Source organism: Clostridium sp. MD294, from assembly GCF_000364165.2.
Taxonomy (GTDB): Bacteria; Bacillota; Clostridia; order Lachnospirales; family Anaerotignaceae; genus Coprocola.
Genome location: NZ_CP097810.1, coordinates 2,048,215 through 2,065,867, shown reverse-complemented (window position 1 = coordinate 2,065,867; position 17,653 = coordinate 2,048,215). Strand labels below are relative to the sequence as shown.

The following is a 17,653-nucleotide window of genomic DNA, read 5'->3' as shown; positions in this document are numbered from 1 at the left end:
TTCATAAATCAACTATTTTTTATTTGAATTATTTCTAAAATGTGATTTGCAAAATTTTCTGCTTTTTTACTTATTCCATCTATTTTTTGTATACTGTTTGGATCATTCGCCGTTTCTAATAAAGCAAAACGAGAAGGAAGTATAAATGTTTTATTCATGTTCAAAGCACTAATTAATTGTTCTGCTACTAAATCCCCTCCACTATAACCAGATACAATAATACCAAAAATATACTTTTCATAAAACCTTGTTTTTCGAAACAAAGCAGTTAAACGGTTAATAAAAGCACATAAATTTGCACTAACTGCATCATTGTAATTAGGACAAAGTAATACAAGTGCATCACATTCTAATATTGCTGGATAAACTTCATCAACAATTACTCCACCATAATAACAATTAGATTTAGCACTAAAATGCATACACATAGTATAGGGACAACCAGAACAATCTTGAATACTTCCATTTCTTAATGAAATTTCTTTTATTTCACAACTAGTTAAATGTTGCTTTGTCATATTCCAAAGTTGAGAAGTGTTAGAAGTTTTAAAATTACTTGCATGAAGTACTAATATTTTAGGTTGTTTCTTTTTAGTAGGTTTAAAAGATAATACTTGTTCTATTAACACTCGTACAGATTTTTCATATGCTCCGATATAATTTGTTTCCAATATTTTAGCTTGTATATTAAAATTTTGTAATGAAGCTGTAGCTTCAACAAGAGGTTTTCCTGGAAATGTACAACCAGCTTGATTTGCAGTAAATACAAATTCTCTTGCAATAGATTTTGTAAATAATTCACTTTCTCCATCTACAATAATACCAGCTATAGAGTTTTCTAAGAAATTAGCATCCATTCTTATTTTTTTCAAAAATCGAAAGTATTCCAAGTTAATACCAGAAATTCCTTGAGAAATAGCAAAAATAATTTTCTTATTTTGTAAATCTTGAAAATCCTCTTCTTTTGTAATTTTTCTATAAGAAATATTCGTTAGTGCCTTTTCTAAAACTTGTTCTAATCTTTTTGTTTTTTGTTTATCCTCACAATGAGGCTGTACTAAAATTAATTCATCTTTCATATTATATTCTCCAAATTTTGAAATGCTTTTTCAATACGACAGTATAATTGTTCTGTTAAAGGTAAACTTTCTATTTCTAAACCTAATTTTGTTGTTCTATTTTTACAACCCATATAAACACCACCTAAAAAATTAGAACTGTAATGCCATTTTCCTTGTATTGTTAATATAATAGAAATTGCAGCAGAAGAAAATGCTGGTGCAATATAAGGTTTAAATCCTAATTCTCTTGTTCTAATATTTGCTTCAACAGCAAGAGTTGTTAATTCTTTTGAAAGTACATCATCATAATTTTCAATACTATTTGCAATAACTAAATCTTGACCATGAGGGCCAAATGCTCTACCTTCTTCCAAAAAAATCTGAAAACGTTTTTCTTTTTTTGCAAAATAAGCTGCCCTTGCATTCATAACACCAAGTCCATAGCCTTGTATTTGTTCTGGTAAAAGTCCTTTTCCATCAAATTGTCCTTTTTCATTTTGATTACTTGATAAAAATGCAGCTTTACATAAAGGATCTACTGGGTCAGATACCACAGCGAATAATCCAGAAAAATTTTTTTCTCTTGCTTTTTTTGCAAAATTACATACAATCATTTTATTAGCTTCAAACTGTGCCATACGTACATCTTTTATATCAGAACCAATAGGAGGAATTCCTTTTGAAGCACAAAATACAAATACATCACAATCAAATAAATGTTGTTGATCTATAATCTCTATTTCTGGAAAAGCATTATATTCCCAAGGAAAAGTCGTTTGGTTCATTTCATATTCCCATCTTTTACATACTGCTTCATTCATATCACAAATGCCAATTTTATCAATACAATCTTTTCCGAGAAGTTTTAATCCTATTAGTACTGTACTACCTACATCACCTAATGCTAATATATGAATTTTTTTCTTTTTTATAAACGACAATTCATTTTCCTCTTTATTCCATTGCTCTAAACTTTTATAGCCTATATTAACACAAGTAATATTTTCTTTTTGAATGAAAGCTTCTTTTATTCTTTTAGGTAACTTATCATATTCGTTATTCATGTGGTTTGTGCTAAGCCATTTTATACTTTCTTGTGTCAATAACATTTCTGGATATGTTGCTAAAAAACGGCCCTTTGACTTTTGAATGTCTTTTTTAACTCCAACAATAATACTATTTTCTCTTTCTAACCATTCCATTTATTACACCTCACTTTTTGTATTACTTTATTAAGCCACTTAAACGAACCAATTTTTCAATATCGTTTGCAATATAAATAGATGGTGCTAAATGATAGTCATAACTTAAACAACCACCTTTATCTGGACAACTAGGGTGAATAATTACTTCATTTAATCGATTTAATGTTAAATTTCTTTCATATTCTTTTTGATATTCTTCTTCCAATACCATCATAATATTTTTAGCATTTTCTAATGCAGTCATAGATAAGTGATATATTGCTTCTTTAGTAGTATCTTTTAAAAATCCTGGCATAACATAAGGTAATATTAAATTAATAGAATTTAATAAATTTGCTTTTAATTTTTCTTTTCTTTCTACACTATCTCCTCCAATAAAAGGATAAATAGTAGACTCTACAAACCAAGCACGTAAAGAAGGTATAAAATATAAACTTTCTACTTTTCTATTTTGAATATCCATGAGATCTTTTCCTCTACCAGAAAGAACTCCAACAATAATACGTTCAATTTCTATATTTTCTGTTTTCAATAGTGGGTCTAATTCTTTAATACGATACCCTTTATGTAATAAATCATCTACTAATATGACTGGTCTACAAAATGATTTAATTGTTTTTGCTTGATTTTTTAATGGTGAATAATTAGGGTATTCTGTAATTTTAAAGCTTTTCAATTCAGAATGATAAGTTTTTTCTGTATGAAGAACTTTTGTCACAGTATTAGGAATTACCATTCCTCTTAAAATTTTACCAAAAGGTACACACATTGCAGTACCTAGTTTTCTAATAGGTAAAGGTTCACTTGGTACACCATTTGCTTTTGTAATTAATTCTACTAATCTGTGGTGCATAATACTAGAATGAAATGACAAAACTAAATTTCCTGGATAAAGTTGCGTCATAGCTTTTTGTAATTTACTATGTGTTTCATCTAATATATCAAGTACTCTCTCATTTCTGTTAAAAGGCTCTTTTATTACAGTTTCCATATTTTGTATGAATGCAATAGGATTTTTCATATCTACTACAAATATAGGTCGTTCTGGTAATGCTTCATTTAATAAATAAAATCCTTGCTGTTCTAAAACAATATGTATCTTTTTATTTATAAACCCAATTTCTGGACTAAATACGCAATATGTATAATCTTTGGCTAATGCACTTGCTAATGTTTCTGTCAATAAAAGTTGTTCTACATTTCTAATTTTTGTATTTTTAGAAACATATAATCCTGTTATGAGTAAAATACGACCAGAAGTGTTTTCTCTAATATGGTTTGCAACTTCCATGCTTTTAAATTCTTGATATAATTTTAATGTAGTTAAAGAACAAAATATAGATACACCTACGATTTCTCCTTCCATTTTTCCATCACGAATAACAGCAAAAAGTACATCTGGTCTATCCATAGCAAAACGAATTCCTTCTTGATTTTCATGTTTATAAGAAAACTCAAGTAATTCATTTTTTAAAGAATATGTTAAATGTTCAAATAATTCAATCTGTATTGTTTTTGCACGAAGAATTTGTTTATATTGAGGTTCTCTTAAATATAAACTATTTTCATAAATATAATTTTGTGCCACTGGGTCAATCAAAGTAGAAATATCTCTATTATCATCTATATTTTCTCTAATTCTAGTAGAACTAATATCTTCTAAGTGTACAGGCAATTTTAATTTTAAAATATTCCCTAAAATTTTACTATCTAATTTACCATCTTCACCTTCTTTTTGGTGTGTTTGACTTTCTCTTAAAAATAAAATATGATTAAAAGTTTGTATAGAATGTTCTACAGAAGGTACTTTATAAGAAGACGCATTTTCTACTACATCACTACCTGCTACCATATATACTTCTTTTTCTGGAAATAACTCTTTTAATTGTTTTAAATCACTAGGATTTGCAATATTTACTGGAATATCATCTGGAAATAAATAGATATTCTCTTCATTTGCTACAGACATAGTCACAATTTCACGTCGTATCATATGGGGTTGTGTCTTTTTAGACCAAGAAAATTCATCTAATGCTAAATATACAATAAATCCCATATCTCTTATTTCTTTTGCAATTCCTTTATGGCCTAATGAAAAAGGGTCAAACGTTCCTGGAAAAAATGCAACTTTATTTGGTTCTTCAAAGTCAAAATTCTTATAAGAAAATAAATAATCTCCAATAAAACGATAAATATAATTTAAAGAAGCTGCATTATAGAAAAAAGATAACTCAGATGTTTCTTTATTTTCGATTAATGTTGTAATCTTTTTAGCCATCATTTTAAAAATATCTTTTTTCTCTTGCAATGAAAGTAACTTACTACCAAATAAATATTGGCCAATTACTAAAACAGCCTCTTGACTCACTGTTTCATTATAATTTGCTAAACCACCTAAAATCATACCTAACATGATTTTCTTACGTTCTTTATATTTTAAGCTAGTTTCTTGAAAACGTTGTTTATATACACCATAATGTTGTAATACAATACCTAACGTATCCAATGTAAGACAAACAACACGAGCATTTGTGCTAATTAAAAGACGTTTTAAATCATTTACAAATTCATCTAATTCATCAGGATGAAGATAAAGTGCAAACTCCCCTAAATATTGAGGGATATATTTTGAAAATTCATATTCTCCAATTTCGAGGCCTTTTGTTAACTCTATAACAATTTCATTTCTTTGTGCTAATGTTAAAAGAGGTGCAATACTTACTAAAGCACTACCGGCGTTATGACGTACTGCTACTCTTTCACTCACTTTTACTAAATTAGAAAAATGTGTTGCAATTTGTAAAATAGGCATTTCTCTATCTAAGTTTACTCTATCTAAAAGCCATTCTATATTTACAGATTTAATTATCCATGGTGTTGCTACTTTTGTATTTTCTAAAAATATTTCAGATACAATAGAGTTTTCTTCATATATTGTTTTTAAATCACAATAATGAAGGCACTCTTTTAAATCCCAATTTTTAGCTACTCCATAAATTAAAAATTGTAATGTAAAATAATTTTTAGAAGGAACTTTTTTTATAATTTCCTGTAAACATAATTTCCATTTATTACTTGGCGTTATATTTTTGGTCATATATTTTATAAAATGTAATGTTGATGTCCAAATTTCTATAGATGGTGTTTTAATAGCTTCCTCTAGAAAATGAAGTATTATATCAAGTTCTTCCTCTTTTATCAACACCAAAGGTAATGACAAAAGAGCATCTATCATAATAAATAGTGTTGCTTCTTCTCTTTTTGTATTTTCATAAAATTTTAATAAACAACTCAAATATATCTTTTCTTTTTTTTCAGAACATCTATTTAATACAGATTCAAGTAATATTTTTAAAGTATATCCAATCCATCTTTTATGTTTATCTGTTATTTTATGGTCAGGTTCTATAATTAACTTTAAATATTGTGTTAATAATTCTTGACTTGTATGTTCTCCTAAAGAAATTTTAACATTTTTAGGTAATTCTTTTCTATAGTCTTCATCATAATTAACAATAATATTTCCCATCAAATCAGCAGCTTGTCTACGAATATCTCCTTCTCTGTGCATTAATAATTCATATAAAAAATTTAATGTCATTGTTTTCTGTTTTTGTGTCATATATGTAAAATATTCCTCAAATATATTTAGATAAGCACGACTATTTTTCCAATTTTTTGCACTTCTAGCTGCTTCTAAAATATTACCAAAAGAAACTTCATGGCTTACTCTATGCATAAGAGAAATATTATGTTCGATTGCCATATACTTTAAAGCTTCTACTGTTTCATTCATATTTAATATAGCCTTATCTTTTTTTATTTTAATTGATAATTGGTCTGTTTTAAAATCCACATTTACCCCAAGACTAATCATATAATTTTCAAAATCTTTTAATTTAGCATATACATGACGGTACCTACTTTCTTTTGCAGCATCAACATTATCTAATTTATCTAATATAACTTGAAATGAATCTTCTAAACTAAAAAATCCCATTACTTCTTTTCCATTTTCCCAACATTTTGTTTTTACTCTAAAATCCGAATAAATTAAAATTAAAGATTCTATTGGTAAATCCTCTAATTCTAAATCCCATGTGGAATGATTTGCTGCAATATGACCAATAGATGGTAAAAGATTTCTTTTACACCATAAATCGGTATAATAGTAATGTAAATAAGGAATTCTCTTTACTTCTTCATCTTTACAACCATATTTTCCAATATCGTGTCCTGCTGCTGCACCTGAAATTAACCCTAAATCAATAGGTACATTTGTTTTTACAATTTGTCTTGCAGTATGCATAGCAATGTAATGTACACCTGCAATGTGTGCAAGAGAATCAAAAGGCATAATTTCTTTTCCAATACGCATCAATTCATAGAAATATTGGTTTTTTATACATTTACGAAATCTTTTATATTCTTCTGCATAGTGACTTTCTGCAATTTCTTCTTCTGTTGCAAATTGAAAATCCCTTATTCTTTCAAAAGGTTGAGTATTTTGTTCATAATTGAGAAAAACACGCAAAATTTCTAAATAAAAGAAAATTGCTTTTTCATAATAAGGAGTAATTGTAATTTTTACACTCTCTTGAAAAAGCCCTTTCCTAATATATTGATAAATATAATCAAGCCAATTTTGTTGCTGCTCTTGTTCACAAAAAAGTTCCATTGTCTTTAAACAAACACTAAGAACATTTTTACAAGTAATTTCTTCTTGTTGTATTACAAATTTAATATTAGACTTCCAGTCATCTTGTTTTAATAAAAGTAGCATAGACTTTTTTGTAGTACGCATTTTGCGTAAAAAACGACGGTCAGTTAAACAATCAATTAAATTATAATATAAGTCTTGTATTGATTTTTTTTGCATAAACACACCCATTTCTATTATTTTTTTAATAATATAATTATCATTATTATATTGCTTTTTCAATAAAACATAAACTACTTTTTACAAAAATATGTAAAAAAAGAATCAATATTAATAATTGACTCTTTTCTAAAATAAATTATTTAATAGAACGTAATTCTCCTGTTTTAGGACTCATAATAAATCCATAAACTTCCACCTCTTTATGAATAAGAGGATGATTTTTAATAATTTCTAATGTAGAATGTACAGATTTTTCCACACTATGAAATCCAGTTAACCATTGTTCTACATTTTTATGAGTTTCATCAATATATTTTATATTTTCTACAGAAATACCATGCTGTATCATTTTTTGTATTACTTTTTTACCATCTAAAAGTTGACCTCCACAATCATCATGTCCTATTACTATAATAGTATCAACATCTAATTCGTATACTGCTACAATTAAACTAAACATAGCACTTCCATAAGGGTGCATTATTTGACCTCCAGCATTTTTAATGAGTTTAACATCTCCATTTTTTAAGCCAAGAGCAGCAGGCAAAAGTTCCGTCATTCTAGTGTCCATGCAAGCCAATATAGCAATTTTCCTGTCAGGATATTTTGTTGTTTCATATTTTTTATACATTTCATGTTCTACAAAAATTCTATTATATTCCAACATCTTTTTCAAACCATCATTCATCATTTGCTACCCCCTTATTTAGAAAGAATTTTAGCATAAATAGTCATACCATTCCCATTCTATACCCATAATAAAAGGAATTGTTTCTTCTTTTGGAAATTCTACTAAATTAAATTCTATTTCAAAATTATGATAACGTTCATTTTCAATGATAGCAATTCCTGTTATAATATAATGAGTTCCCTCTCCTTCTATATATTCTCCTTCTAATACTAAATCATCTTCTTCAATATATATTTTATTTAGTTCTTTTTTTATTTGCTCTGGTGTAAAATATTCTTTCAAAGCATATAACCTCCTTTTTTTAATTTTATCATTTCATTTGCATTTATTCAATACTATTTAAAAAGGTTGTATCTCTAAAAAAAAGGTGCTATACTAATAAAATGAATACTGATAAAGGAGCATTTTCTATGAATTATATTGTACTAGATTTAGAATTTAATCAGCCTTTTCAATTTAAAACTGGTTTTCAAACAACATTACACCCCAAATGTCCTTTCGAAATCATACAAATTGGGGCAGTAAAATTAAATGATCAACTTTGTATTTTAGATAAATTTAATATTTTAATTAAACCAGTAATTTATCCACGTATTCATCCTTATGTAGAAAAAATTACAAACTTAACTTATGAACAATTAAAAAGTGGCGTATGTTTTTCCGAAGCTTATGCTTCTTTTATAAAATTTATAGGAAAAAAAGATGCTATATTATGTACATGGGGCAATGACGATGTAAAGTCACTTTTCAAAAATATATTATTTTATAATTTAGATGCTACTAAAATCTGTAATCAATTTATAAATGTACAAAAATTTGCTTCTATATATTTGAAATATCAGCCTGGTCAAGCTATTGGATTAAAAAATGCTGTAACCGAATTAAATTTAAAAATAGAAAGTACTTTTCATGATGCTCTTAATGATGCTATTTACACCGCAAAAATATTTCAAATTGTATATTCAAAAGAAAACTCTCCTGAAATATGTCAAATTTCAGAATTGTTTCATAATCATGAAACAACACATCTTCATATGAAAGGTTTAGTAGAATATTTTGAAAAAATATTAAATAGAAAATTAACTGTTGAAGAAAAAATGTTAATCAAAAAATCATACAAATTAGGGAAAAATTGTTCGTTTGATATACCTAAAAAGGAAAACAAATATTATAAATAAAAAATAAAAAAGACAACTCTCATTTTTTATAAGAGGGTTTGTCTTTTTTATATTACTTTTTACTATATTGTAAAAGCAATAGCTCTACTGCTAATTCGCTATTCCATTTTCCTGTTTTTATATTGATATCTACTTGTAAACAAAATTCTAATGCTTGCCTTAATTCTTCTATATTAAAATATTTTGACTGTTGTACATATTGCTTTACCATAAAATCTCTTAATCCCATTTTTTCTGCTATTTGACTTTGTACTTTTACTTGTTCTAAAAGAATTTTGCATTGAAGTATCATACGAAACTGTCGTATTATCATAGCTAATATCATAAGAGGAGACTCTTTCATTAATAATAAATTATGATAAATTGTAATAGCTTGTTTAGATTGCCCATTTATCATTGCATTAAGTAAATCAAATATTTTAGTTTCTAATGATTTTATACAAATAATATCAATGTCATAAGATGTAGCTTGTGAATTTTCTGGCAAAAAAGCACCAAGTTTTTTAATTTCTTTTTCTAGTTGTATCATTTCTCCTCCTACCACATATAATAAATAGGAAGCAATTTTTGTTTCTATTTGAAATTTATTTCTTTTGCATTCTCTTATTATCCAATATAATAATTCTTTCTCAGAAAGGCCATTCATCTCTGCAATATAACCATATTTAGAAATTGTTTTATAAAGTTTTCCTCTTTTATCAGCTGCATTTTCTATAAAAACAATACAGGTAGTATCAGGTATTGTTTTTATATAATCTGACATTTTTTCAGTATCATTTTTTCGTCCTGTTTGAAATAATTCGCTTTCTTTTACAATAACAAGTCTTTTTTCACTTAAGAAAGGAAGTGTATCAGCACTATCTAAAATAGCAGAAATGTCTTGTTTATTCCCTTCAAAAATATCAAGGTTCATAATCTCTGCCGATGGTTCTAACACTGTTTTCTTCAATAAATTTGTATATTGTGTTTTAAGATATTGTTCCGTTCCATAAAATAAATAACAAGAAGAAATATTATTTTGTTTTAATCGCTTTTCTAATTCTTTCATTTCGTATACATCCCTTCTACAGTATAACCATTTTTGTCAATTAAAACAGTAATTGTACCTTGCTTTGCAGTTTCATAAAAAGTAATGTTCTGATTTTGTAAGCGTTCTATTGTTTCAGTGTGAGGATGCCCATACAAATTATTTTCTCCATAAGATAATATTGCAATTTCTGGGTTTACTGCTTTCAAGAAATTTTCTGTACTAGAATACTTTGAACCATGATGACCTATCTTTAGTATATCGCTTTTTAAGTCAATATTTTGTTGAAGCAATATTGTTTCATCAATGATACCAATATCACCAGTTAATAAAATAGAGGTATTCTTAGATGTAATATGTAATACCAAAGAACCATGATTATCATTTATATCAAAAAATTTCATTTTATAATAAGGGTATAACACATCTAACTGCATAGTATTACCTAATTTTTCGCTATCTCCAGCTCCTATAATAAAAATAGGAATTTCATTCTTTTGAGCATTTTTTAGAAATGTTTCATATAATGGCGTTCTTTCAAAATTATAATTCGATATATAAATCTTATTGATTTTTATATCATTCATTAATTCAATAGCTCCAAGACAATGGTCACATCCATATGTGTAATAAATAAACCATCAATTTCTGAAATACCTTGTTCTTGTAAATATGGTAATACTGTATAAACACCTGTATTACTCCCTAATGCAGTTTGAGACTTTCCTCCTGTATCTACAATATAATTATATTTATCATATGTTTGTATTACAATAGCATCTCCTTGGCCAACATATAGAAAAGAAATTTTGTCCCTTTGGAATATATATTGATTGCTAAAAATAATTATTAATATCATAACTTCTACAAAAACAATAGTACATTTATAATATATATTATTTCTTTTATAAAAATAAATTATCAATAATAACAAATAACATAATAATACTGTAATTAAAAGAGGCCTTCCCCAAAGTATATATCCATATGGTACCAATGTTGCCAAAGTACATACTTTTTCATAAAAACATAATATATAATATACTATTCCACTTAAAAAAGTTGCTACTGGTATTGAAAATAGCCCTATAATTCCTACTATCATACCAATACCTAATAATATACTAGTTAACGGTAATATAATTATATTTACTAAAATACCTATCATAGAAATAAAATAAAAATGGTATGCCATAATAGGAAAACTAACAACAGAAGTTATAAATGAAATCCCTAATGTATTTTTTATATAATATGGCAATGTACTATTTTTAATAATGTCTGAACCTAATAAAATACCTGTTACTATTATAAAAGAAAGCTGAAAACCAATATCCCATAGATACAACGGCTGTATTAATAAAATACAGATTGCAGCAATTGCAATATTATTTAAAGCATCACTTTCATAGTAGAAAATATTCCCTATAAGTCCAACACTAATCATAATAACAGCTCTAATAGCGGAAGGGGAAAATCCTGCAAAAAATAAATAAAATAATAAACAGAACAATACAATAACAGAACATTTCCTTTTATTCCACTTTAAAAGCTTTTCTAAAATATAAAAAATGTAAAAACTTATAAGAGAAATATGTAGTCCAGAAATAGCTAAAATATGCATAATGCCAGCTTGTGCATATAATTCTCTTGTAATACTATCAATATCATCTTTATCTCCTGTTACCATCGCTTTTAAAATAGCACTTTTTTCTGGAGGTAAAACAGTATTATATACTTTTTGAATATTTTCTTTAAGTGTATAAATATGACACAATATAGGTGTTTTTTGTTGTCCTATTATGTTATATTCTTTAATATACATTTTATAATGATATCCTCTGGTAGATAAATATAATTTTTCATTATATCCACTAGATATAGAATTTCTTTCCAAAGAATAAAGTGTTCCTTTTAATATCACATTATTCCAAATAGGTATGGTTTCATATTCTGGTAATATTGCTAGTATTTTTAATGGTTTTGTTTCTAATTCCGTTTCTGCTTCAATATAATCTGTTTTAATTGTTATTTTTTGCCTTCCAGATGAAGTATAAGCAGTATCTACTACAGTTCCTTTTATAGTTACTTCTTGATTTATCATTTTTTCTGTTTTTTCTGAAACAATTTGTAAACTATGTGTAATCAATAAATTTCCCACTAAAAAAGACAAAACAAATATAACAGGAATTTTACTTTTAAAATACCAACTTATTATTGCAGATATGACTACTATACTTATAGCAAAAAGAGCAAAATACATCATAGATGCACTTTGCCCAACAATAATGCCTATAATCATAAAAAATAAAGTCCATACAAATGGTCTAATCATAATTTTTTCCTCAAATATTTTTACTTTCAAATGGTTTTGTGTAATCTAAATTTCCCATTGTTTCTTCTATTTTTTCTCCTTCTATTAAAAATTGTACTTTTTCTACATTATATAGTGATACTATAGAATTCACAATAGAATAAATTGCAATTTGTTCATTAATATTACCATTTATTATTTTATCTATGGAACCACTACTTAAATCAACATAGCAAATTCCTTCCTTTGTTGTAGTAACATCTCTAATTTTAATGTCAGGAGGTAATGTTGAAATATGGCTATCTTCTTTTGCTCCTAAAATTAATTGTTCTACAACAGATTTTTCTCTTGTTTGTATTTGACTGATTTCAATTTCTCGTTCTTCTTTTACAAGATATTTTTTTGTCTTATCTGTAAAATATAATGAAACAATTTCATATCGTTTTGATTCTGGCGAAACATTCGGATTTATCATAGTATTTTCACGGTTCATTAAACCAATTGGTTCACCAGAAACTTTTTTTAATTCTTTTCCCTCTACTTTAATACAAACATAATCTATAAAATCAAGACTTGTTACTGACCATACTATAGCAGAACGACACATAATTTTTTCACCAAGTGATAAATTATTATACTCCTTTGATAAATCAATTATTGCAATATCTTCTTTTATAGTAATATCAATTATTGCAATATCTTGAGGAAATACTATTGTATTTTCTTCAATTTTAGAACCTGCTTGTAATTGATTTAATACAGATAGAATTAATTCTTCTTGTGTGTTTCCTTTTATTACTCTTTCTTCTAAACACAATTTATTTGTTGCAGTATTATTAAAATATAGCTCTATTGTTTTTTCATGAATGTTTACTAATTCTTTTTCCATTTTTGTAAAAAAAGATAAAATAATTATACTTATAATAAAAAATAATAAAATGAAAATCCATATAATATATTTATATTTTTCTTTTTTTAGCAAAGGACTCCCTCCTTTGCAGCCTTTATACTGCAATATCATATCGTTTGTTTTATAGGAATACATACTAAAAAAGTAGTTCCCTCTTGCTCTTTGCTACTTACTTTAATACTTCCATTATGCATTAAAATAGTAGCATGCGTAATGGAAAGTCCTAAACCTGTTCCTCCTGTTTCACGATTTCTTGTTTTATCTACTCTATAAAATCGTTCAAATATTTTACTAATTTCTTCTTCAGCAATTCCAATACCAGTATCTGAAACAGAAAGAAATACATTTTGATAGTCACTATCAATCGTTATTGTAATAAGTCCTTTTTCAGAAGTATATTTGATAGCATTTTCTACAAGGTTAGAAATAGCCAACATAAATTTTGTTTTGTCTACCTCAGCTAATACTTTTTCTTTTAATAAAGTATAATTTAATGCTATTTTTTTTTCATCTGCTAAAGGTTTCATTCTTTTAATAACATCTAAAACAAGTTGATTTAATTCTGTTTCTATAAAAGTAATAGGAATTTCTTTTTGATCTAATTTCACTAGCGTTAATAAATCATTTATAATTTCAGTCATACGATCAATTTCAGAAGTAATATCTTCTAAAAATTCTATATATACTTCTTTTGATACGTTTTTTTGTAATAATATAGATTCGCTTAAAACTTTCATAGAACTTAGTGGTGTTTTTAATTCATGAGATACATTCGATACAAAATTTTGTCTTGAAGTATCAACCTGTTCTAATCTTTCAGCCATATTATTGCAAGCTAAGGCTAAATCTGTAATCTCGTTATGACGAATTCCTCTTATATCAATTCTTTGGTCAAAATGTCCTTCTGACATTTTAATAATAACTCCTAATACTTTTTTTAGAGGTTCTATGAAAAATCTTGTAGAAAAATATATCAATATTGTTAACATAATTGTAATCATTAAAAAAAGTATATTTGATTGATTTCTAATTTCTCCTACTGTATCACTAACATCGTCACTAAGAGCTGAAATTAATACAACTCCAATTTTATTAGAATTCTTATCTAATATAGAAACAGTTGCATATATAACACCATCTTCTTGTTGCCTTGACACATCTTTATTATCTAATGCTTCAATTACTTCTTGTACAAGATATGTTTTTCCAATATCTTGGCGACTAGAATCATTTATAACAATACCTGAAGCATCAATAACAATAACACGAAAATTTCCTTTGTTACTAATCATTCTAATTTCTTCATTAAATTGGTTCCATTTTGTAGTATCATATAAATACTCAGAAGCTGAAATTTTTCCAGAAAGTATATTAGCTTGGTTTAAAAGTTCCTTTTTTCTTTCTTCTACAAAATATTCGTCCATAGTACGAAAAATAGTATTAGTAAAAAGGATAAGAGGAACAACACCTACTAGCATATATGTGAGTAATAACATACATTGTAAACTGTTCCATTTTTTCTTTAATTTAGTTAAAATAATAACCAACTCCCCATTTTGTAAAAATGTATTTTGGGTCACTTGGATTTTCTTCTATTTTTTCTCTTAATCGACGGACATGAACATCAACAGTTCTTACATCTCCTGGATAATCATATCCCCAAACTGTATCAAGGAGTTTTTCTCTGCTATATACTTTTCCTGGATTTTCCATAAATAATTCTAATAAATCAAATTCTTTTGCTGTTAAATTTGTTTCTTTACCATCAATAAATACACGTCTACTTTCAAACTCTAGTTCTAAATTTCGAATTTGTAATGTATTTTGAGCATCTTTATAAATTCCTTTATGAGTATTACTTCTTCTTAAAATTGCTTTAATCCTTGCCTTTAATTCTAATATATTAAATGGTTTTGTAATATAATCATCTGCACCATATTCTAATCCCATAATTTTATCCATATCTTCCCCTTTTGCTGTTACCATAATTATAGGAATTTGAGAAAATTCTCGTGTTTGCTGGCATACTTCTAAACCATCTATTTTAGGTAACATAACATCTAAAACAATTAAATCAAATTTTTCTTCCTTTATATAACGGAGGGCTTCTTCTCCATCATAAGCAGGTGTTACTTTCATTCCATCTTGTTCTAAAGAGAATTTAATTCCTTTTACAATTAACTTTTCATCATCCACAACTAAAATATGGTATGCCATTTCACTTTCCTCCTGTATTTTATTGGATTGTAATATAATCTTTTATTTTTTCAAAAATGCTATTTCCAATTTTAGGTACATTCTTGATTTCTTCTATTGTTTGAAAAGAACCATTTTCTGTTCTATATGAAATAATATTTTGTGCTAATTTTTCTCCTATGCCAGGCAATAAATCTAATTCTTCTACATTGGCTGTATTAATATTGACATATAACCTTTTTGTATCTTCTGATACTATTTCTTCTAACGTTTCATTTTGTACTTGTTTCTCTTTTTGCTCTAAAAATAAAGTACTATATTCTATTATAAAATTTTCATTTTTTTTAGGTATTACAATTTTTTGTCCATCAAATACATTCCAATCTAATGAAATAGCATTAGCATATTCTGTTACTCCTCCTGCTTTTTCGACCACATCTTTTAAAGTATATCCTTCTGTAATATTATATATGCCAGGATATTTTATTTCTCCTTCTATTTCAACTGTTATACCTTCTAGTACATCTAAAGAAGATTGTGAAGATACAGATACAAATTTCCTTTCTGTACCAAAATTCAATAAATTTTTTTTGCGTATTTTGCTATAAGATATACCACAAATGGTTATAATGAATAATAATAGGAAAATTAGCCACCTATTATCTACTTCTTTTTTTATTTTGCTCATATTTTTTCCTTCCTTGAAAATAAATAAAGAAAATTGCTTTAAATTACATCTCTATTTATTATAATTGATATTATTGTATCACATATTTTTATAAAGGAGTATATAATGAAAAAAAATATTTTATTGATTTTTTATATAATATTAATTTTATTAAATTTTACTTTTACAACATGGTCAAAGTCTAATGAAATAGTGCAATATCATGCTATAAAAAATGATCTAGAAATTAATGCTGACGCAGCGATATTAATAGATGCTACCACTGGAGAAATACTATTTGAAAAAAATAGCAATAAAAGAGAATATCCTGCTAGTATTACAAAAATAATGACAGCACTTTTAGCTTTTGAAGCTAATAAAATGAATGAAATAATTACCTTTTCACACAATGCTATATATGGTATAGAACCTGGTAGTAGTCATATCGCATTACAAGAAGAAGAACAAATTACTATGGAACAAGCTATCTATGCTCTACTTCTACGTTCTGCCAATGAAGCTGCACTAGGTATCGCAGAACAAATTGATGCTTCAGTAGAGAAATTTGCAGAACATATGACAACAAGGGCGAAAGAATTAGGTTGTAAGAATACAAATTTTGTAAATCCTCATGGACTTCATGACGAAAACCACTATACTACTGCATACGATATGGCACTTATTGCAAAAGAAGCACTAAAATTTCAAGAATTTAGAAAAATAATTAAAACAATTTATTATGAAATTCCCCCTACTAATAAACAAAATGAAACAAGATATCTTTATGGTCAACATCAAATGATAAAGCCGCCTTCTATTTATGTTTACGAAGGTTGTGAAGGTGGAAAAACAGGGTTTACAAACGAAGCACAGAATACACTGGTTACTTATGCTAAAAGAGATAATACAGAATTAATTGCTGTTGTATTTCAATGCAAAGGAGTACAACACTATGAGGATACTATTAAATTGTTTGATTATGGTTTTTCTCATTATAAAACAGTAAAGCTTTCTTCTATAAATGAAATTTCTCAGGCAATACCTGTTGTAAAAGAAAATGATAAAACAGTAAAAATATCTTCTATATTAGCCAAACCTACTGAAGATATTTATGAAACCGTTCCTATTGATTTTGACATCAATAAAATCAAAAAAATAATAGATTGTCCTGAAAATTTAGTTGTTCCTATCAATAAGAATGATACTATTGCTACTGTTACATTTTATTATGAGAATATACCTATTAAAACAGTAGAACTATTAGCAGACCATTCTGTTATTTTGGAAGAAAACGTAGCATTAGCATCTTTACAAAATGATAAAAAAATAAGTAATAACAAAAATCTATATTTTAATTCTATATTTAATATATTGATTTTTGCCATAATTTGTAGTATTTTATCCTTTTTAATAATATTTATTACCTATCATTTTATATTATGGCGTAATAAAAAACGAATAAAAAGAAAAAAACGACTAAAACAAAAATAATCAATTGTTTTTAATGAAATTAGTTAGTACT

Annotated in this window: 14 protein-coding genes; 2 read left to right on the top strand and 12 right to left on the bottom strand. The window is 26.5% G+C overall.

The features are described 5' to 3' along the window. Positions 1 to 8 precede the first annotated feature (8 nt). From C820_RS10455 to C820_RS10435, 5 genes are all read right to left on the bottom strand, one after another. On the bottom strand, positions 9 to 1,079 hold the full coding sequence (locus C820_RS10455) for a flavodoxin family protein (protein ID WP_004034111.1): 1,071 nt from the start codon (positions 1,077 to 1,079) through the stop codon (positions 9 to 11). Beyond that, on the bottom strand, positions 1,076 to 2,263 hold the full coding sequence (locus tag C820_RS10450; protein WP_004034112.1) for a Rossmann-fold NAD(P)-binding domain-containing protein: 1,188 nt from the start codon (positions 2,261 to 2,263) through the stop codon (positions 1,076 to 1,078). The genes C820_RS10455 and C820_RS10450 overlap by 4 nt, the downstream gene beginning before the upstream one ends. 22 nt (positions 2,264 to 2,285) lie before the next feature. Beyond that, positions 2,286 to 7,145 carry a nicotinate-nicotinamide nucleotide adenylyltransferase gene (locus tag C820_RS10445; RefSeq protein ID WP_035295828.1) on the bottom strand — a complete coding sequence of 1,620 codons (4,860 nt, stop codon included), beginning with the start codon at positions 7,143 to 7,145 and terminating at the stop codon, positions 2,286 to 2,288. 139 nt (positions 7,146 to 7,284) lie between these two features. Next, positions 7,285 to 7,839, bottom strand: coding sequence for a beta-class carbonic anhydrase (locus tag C820_RS10440; RefSeq protein WP_004034114.1), 555 nt, complete (start codon positions 7,837 to 7,839; stop codon positions 7,285 to 7,287). Positions 7,840 to 7,866: 27 nt separating this feature from the next. Continuing rightward, entirely contained in the window at positions 7,867 to 8,121 is a 255-nt protein-coding gene (locus C820_RS10435) for a hypothetical protein (protein WP_004034115.1), read from the bottom strand. A gap of 128 nt (positions 8,122 to 8,249) precedes the next feature. Between C820_RS10435 and C820_RS10430 the strand changes: the two genes are divergently transcribed. Next, entirely contained in the window at positions 8,250 to 9,017 is a 768-nt protein-coding gene (locus C820_RS10430) for a 3'-5' exonuclease (protein ID WP_004034116.1), read from the top strand. 52 nt (positions 9,018 to 9,069) lie between these two features. On the opposite strand, the gene holA is transcribed toward C820_RS10430, so the two are convergent. Genes holA through C820_RS10395 form a run of 7 tightly spaced genes read right to left on the bottom strand, consistent with a single transcriptional unit; the run spans position 9,070 to position 16,152 of the window. Continuing rightward, on the bottom strand, positions 9,070 to 10,065 hold the full coding sequence (gene holA, locus C820_RS10425) for a DNA polymerase III subunit delta (RefSeq protein WP_004034117.1): 996 nt from the start codon (positions 10,063 to 10,065) through the stop codon (positions 9,070 to 9,072). Further along, positions 10,062 to 10,631: a ComEC/Rec2 family competence protein gene (locus tag C820_RS10420; protein WP_004034118.1), complete on the bottom strand. Its 570-nt coding sequence runs from the start codon at positions 10,629 to 10,631 to the stop codon at positions 10,062 to 10,064. Before C820_RS10420 ends, holA begins: the two co-directional genes overlap by 4 nt. Next, on the bottom strand, positions 10,631 to 12,379 hold the full coding sequence (locus C820_RS10415; RefSeq protein ID WP_004034119.1) for a ComEC/Rec2 family competence protein: 1,749 nt from the start codon (positions 12,377 to 12,379) through the stop codon (positions 10,631 to 10,633). Before C820_RS10415 ends, C820_RS10420 begins: the two co-directional genes overlap by 1 nt. A gap of 10 nt (positions 12,380 to 12,389) precedes the next feature. Next, positions 12,390 to 13,340 carry a GerMN domain-containing protein gene (locus tag C820_RS10410; RefSeq protein ID WP_162213033.1) on the bottom strand — a complete coding sequence of 317 codons (951 nt, stop codon included), beginning with the start codon at positions 13,338 to 13,340 and terminating at the stop codon, positions 12,390 to 12,392. 35 nt (positions 13,341 to 13,375) lie between these two features. Then, on the bottom strand, positions 13,376 to 14,848 hold the full coding sequence (locus C820_RS10405) for a sensor histidine kinase (RefSeq protein WP_051057737.1): 1,473 nt from the start codon (positions 14,846 to 14,848) through the stop codon (positions 13,376 to 13,378). Next, on the bottom strand, positions 14,796 to 15,485 hold the full coding sequence (locus C820_RS10400) for a response regulator transcription factor (RefSeq protein WP_004034123.1): 690 nt from the start codon (positions 15,483 to 15,485) through the stop codon (positions 14,796 to 14,798). The genes C820_RS10405 and C820_RS10400 overlap by 53 nt, the downstream gene beginning before the upstream one ends. A gap of 19 nt (positions 15,486 to 15,504) precedes the next feature. Further along, a complete protein-coding gene (locus C820_RS10395) occupies positions 15,505 to 16,152 on the bottom strand; it encodes a DUF655 domain-containing protein (RefSeq protein ID WP_004034124.1) in 648 nt (215 codons plus the stop codon). 105 nt (positions 16,153 to 16,257) lie between these two features. Between C820_RS10395 and C820_RS10390 the strand changes: the two genes are divergently transcribed. Then, entirely contained in the window at positions 16,258 to 17,622 is a 1,365-nt protein-coding gene (locus tag C820_RS10390; protein WP_004034125.1) for a D-alanyl-D-alanine carboxypeptidase family protein, read from the top strand. The last annotated feature ends 31 nt before the right edge of the window (positions 17,623 to 17,653 follow it).

Excerpts from the sequence above, each read along its gene's own strand:
- holA (WP_004034117.1), bottom strand. The coding sequence starts at position 10,065 with ATGAAAGAATTAGAAAAGCGATTAAAACAAAATAATATTTCTTCTTGT.
- C820_RS10430 (WP_004034116.1), top strand. The coding sequence starts at position 8,250 with ATGAATTATATTGTACTAGATTTAGAATTTAATCAGCCTTTTCAATTT.
- C820_RS10450 (WP_004034112.1), bottom strand. The coding sequence starts at position 2,263 with ATGGAATGGTTAGAAAGAGAAAATAGTATTATTGTTGGAGTTAAAAAA.
- C820_RS10390 (WP_004034125.1), top strand. The coding sequence starts at position 16,258 with ATGAAAAAAAATATTTTATTGATTTTTTATATAATATTAATTTTATTA.
- C820_RS10400 (WP_004034123.1), bottom strand. The coding sequence starts at position 15,485 with ATGGCATACCATATTTTAGTTGTGGATGATGAAAAGTTAATTGTAAAA.
- C820_RS10445 (WP_035295828.1), bottom strand. The coding sequence starts at position 7,145 with ATGCAAAAAAAATCAATACAAGACTTATATTATAATTTAATTGATTGT.
- C820_RS10420 (WP_004034118.1), bottom strand. The coding sequence starts at position 10,631 with ATGAATGATATAAAAATCAATAAGATTTATATATCGAATTATAATTTT.
- C820_RS10415 (WP_004034119.1), bottom strand. The coding sequence starts at position 12,379 with ATGATTAGACCATTTGTATGGACTTTATTTTTTATGATTATAGGCATT.
- C820_RS10440 (WP_004034114.1), bottom strand. The coding sequence starts at position 7,839 with ATGATGAATGATGGTTTGAAAAAGATGTTGGAATATAATAGAATTTTT.
- C820_RS10455 (WP_004034111.1), bottom strand. The coding sequence starts at position 1,079 with ATGAAAGATGAATTAATTTTAGTACAGCCTCATTGTGAGGATAAACAA.
- C820_RS10395 (WP_004034124.1), bottom strand. The coding sequence starts at position 16,152 with ATGAGCAAAATAAAAAAAGAAGTAGATAATAGGTGGCTAATTTTCCTA.